Consider the following 1,057-nt stretch of genomic DNA (forward strand, 5'->3'; position numbering starts at 1 on the left):
TTTGCTGAACATGATATCCGAGTTCGGAATCGGACGGTACGAGCCGTTGCTGCTCGCGGTAGTAGCTTGTTCCTGTGCCGAAGCTGCTACCGACAGCGTGAGGCCTGCTGCCAGAGCAGCCAAGGAGAGAATCTTGTTCATACCGTAGTAATCAGTAAATCGCCGCGTTTCGTTCAGTTAATAAGCACTTAGTTCAGCGGAATATTGAACATCTTGGTCATATTCACATCTTCCTGCTGACCCTGAAAGTTCATGCGTTTCACCTCTTTTACCTCAATGTTGAGACGGTCACCTTCACGAGCATTATTTACTACGTCAGTTAGGTTAGCATCCGGGCCGCTGATAGTCCGGGGGAAGCCAGGCACTGGACGCTTACCTCGTACCAGAGTCACTATATAACTCGTTACACGGAAGCGAGCATCCTCTGGCAGGAAGTTGGCAAAACTAGCATCGGGAATAGCGCGCAGCGACAGGTTGCGTACAGCAGTAATTGGGGTTCCCTGCTTTTCGTTAGCCTCACGGCCGCCTACTATGCATTTGATATCAGGCTTCGGAACCGGGCGCACTTGAAAAGTCTGCGAGCCAATGGCGTTTCCGCTGCTGCTCACATTCAGAGTCACCTCACGTGAGTTTGGCACCAACATTACATCGCCGGTTTTAGAACCAGGAATTGCTTGAGCACCCGAAGCTGAGAAGCTAGGCTTGTACTGGGCGCCCAGCGCAGGCACGTTTACATTCAACTTGTTACCGCACTTGAAATACAGGGCCTGTACTGAAGCCGACTGAATTTGCATCACTGGCTTGGTCACGGTATAAGGAACCGTCACTTTGAAAGTCGTGTCGCGACCGTTCTGGTTGAAACGAATCGTACCCGACCACTGCTTTTTAGCATTACCAGCAGCATCGAAACCACCAGGTGTAGCCGTAAACTCAACTTTACCGTGGCCGTTAGGATCTACTGACAATGGCGAACCATTCAGAGTCATCGTAGGCTTCAGGTTCGAAGCCGAAGCAGTAAGGAAAAGCTCTGCTTTATACTTTGTGCCGGCAGCTACTG

The 1,057-nt window shown here is 50.8% G+C and carries 1 protein-coding gene; it reads right to left on the minus strand.

Annotation, left to right across the window (positions count from 1 at the left end):
- Positions 1 to 188 precede the first annotated feature (188 nt).
- Positions 189 to 1,057, minus strand: an 869-nt coding sequence (locus J4D97_RS23000; RefSeq protein WP_279592483.1) for a GldM family protein, incomplete at its 5' end; no start/stop codon positions are given.

This window comes from Hymenobacter defluvii (assembly GCF_017589435.1).
In the GTDB taxonomy this organism is placed as follows: domain Bacteria; phylum Bacteroidota; class Bacteroidia; order Cytophagales; family Hymenobacteraceae; genus Hymenobacter; species Hymenobacter profundi.